Origin of the sequence: Pseudomonas sp. R62, assembly GCF_000257605.1 — a bacterium.
Taxonomy (GTDB): Bacteria; Pseudomonadota; Gammaproteobacteria; order Pseudomonadales; family Pseudomonadaceae; genus Aquipseudomonas; species Aquipseudomonas atacamensis.
In genome coordinates, this window is record NZ_JH635999.1 from 1,409,874 (window position 1) to 1,411,594 (window position 1,721).

General features: G+C 56.2%; 3 protein-coding genes. All 3 read left to right on the forward strand.

Going from position 1 to position 1,721, the window contains the following annotated elements; translation table 11 throughout:
• The first annotated feature begins 236 nt into the window (after positions 1 to 236).
• Positions 237 to 689 carry an HvfA family oxazolone/thioamide-modified RiPP metallophore gene (locus OQK_RS24475; protein ID WP_238537259.1) on the forward strand — a complete coding sequence of 151 codons (453 nt, stop codon included), beginning with the start codon at positions 237 to 239 and terminating at the stop codon, positions 687 to 689.
• 204 nt (positions 690 to 893) lie between these two features.
• The gene (locus tag OQK_RS24480; protein WP_016774741.1) at positions 894 to 1,109 is read left to right on the forward strand and encodes a tautomerase family protein; all 216 of its coding nucleotides are present in this window, start codon (positions 894 to 896) and stop codon (positions 1,107 to 1,109) included.
• Positions 1,106 to 1,721, forward strand: a 616-nt coding sequence (locus OQK_RS24485; protein ID WP_038861696.1) for a DsbA family oxidoreductase, incomplete at its 3' end; no start/stop codon positions are given. The genes OQK_RS24480 and OQK_RS24485, both read left to right, overlap by 4 nt.

Genomic DNA, 1,721 nt, shown 5'->3' on the forward strand with positions numbered 1-1,721 from the left:
ATCTGTATGTACCCAAACGCTAAGTCTTGGGATTGGCTTACAAATGCTCCGCTCGCCGATACATCGCCGATACAAGACTGCCGCTAAATAGGCCTACCCGAACAAGGACGCTGTATCGAAGTGGAAGACGCTTGCGCCTTTCGCCTCGAGCTTCCTTGAGGGTCTATCCGCCCTGTGGCAAGAACCGCGGCCTCGCCGCGCAAAGCATCTGGAGAAGCACTATGTACCGTAAACCAATGTCGAACAAAACCAGTCTTGGCCTGGCCGCAATTGCCTTAGTCGGTGGCATGAGCCTGGCATCGTCTGCGGCTTTTGCTGTTGAGCCACTGCCCCAAGGCTACCAACTGGCATCGGCCGATAAAACCGGCGAAGGCAAGTGTGGCGAAGGCAAATGCGGCGCCAGCGAAGCCAGCGACAAGTCCGCTACCGCCGAAGGCAAGTGCGGTGAAGGCAAATGTGGGGACGACTCTTTCGCTCGCACAGACACCGACCATGATGGCCTCGTCTCTCTTAAAGAACTGCTGGCTGTAGCGCCTCAGGGCGGTGAAGAATTCAAAGCGATGGACACCAACCACGATGGTTTTCTTTCGGAAGGTGAGGTCTACAAGTTCAGAACCAACCAGTACATTTCCAACGGCAAGAAAGTACCCACCGAGCTATTTACCCGCATGAGCAAAGCGCAGAACTGATTCCTCCCGCCGTAGCATTCGCCCTCCCCGCGCCTGCAGCCAGGGAGGGCGATTTACCTTCTGCAAAGCCCCCAGTTGTATTGATTACACCGCGTTATAAGTGATGTTCTCCGCCCCTGATTTATCCCCTGAACGCAACACTCTAAAGTCCATCCCACTGCTCCCCTCATCATGTCGATGGGGCGCCTACTGGAGACTTATCCCATGCCTTTTATCAGCGTTCGTATCACTCGCGACGGCGTTACCAAAGAACAGAAATCTCAAGTCATCGCCGAGATCACCAAAACGATGCAAACCGTCCTCAACAAGGACCCGCACCTCACCCACATCGTTATTGAAGAGGTCGATACCGACAACTGGGGCTATGCGGGAATTACCACCACCGAGTACCGCCAACAACTGACGGAGTCGAAGAAATGACTTTCCCCGTCAGTATCGACTTTGTGTCGGATGTCGTGTGCCCCTGGTGCGCACTCGGCACCACAGCGCTGGAACAAGCCATCGCCAATGTTGCCGGCGAGGTTGCCGTGGAGCTGACCTTCAAGCCCTTCGAACTGAACCCGGACATGCCGGCCGAGGGCGAGCACGCCATCAAACACATGATGCGCAAATACGGGCGCAGCGCCGAAGAAGTCGCCTCGCGCAATGAAATGATCGTCGCGCGCGGCAAAGCCATCGGTTTTCAGTTCGACCTGGACAAGCGCAGCCATTTCTACAATACCTTCGATGCCCATCGCCTTCTGCTCTGGGCCGTGCAGGAAGGCCGCCAGGTCGCGCTGAAGAAAATCCTGATCGAGGCCTATTTCACCAATGGCGAGAACCCCAGCGACCACGAAACACTGGTGCGCCTGGCCGGTGAAGCGGGACTTTCAACCACCCGCGCCCGAGAGATTTTGACTAGCGAGGCGTTCGCTCTCGAGGTCCGTGAACTTGAGAGTTTTTACCTTGAGCGCGGGATCAACTCGGTCCCGGCCATGGTGCTGAATGGTCGTCAATTGGTGTCCGGATCGCTATCCGTCAAGGAATACGAGC

Excerpts from the sequence above, each read along its gene's own strand:
- OQK_RS24480 (WP_016774741.1), top strand. The coding sequence starts at position 894 with ATGCCTTTTATCAGCGTTCGTATCACTCGCGACGGCGTTACCAAAGAA.
- OQK_RS24475 (WP_238537259.1), top strand. The coding sequence starts at position 237 with ATGTCGAACAAAACCAGTCTTGGCCTGGCCGCAATTGCCTTAGTCGGT.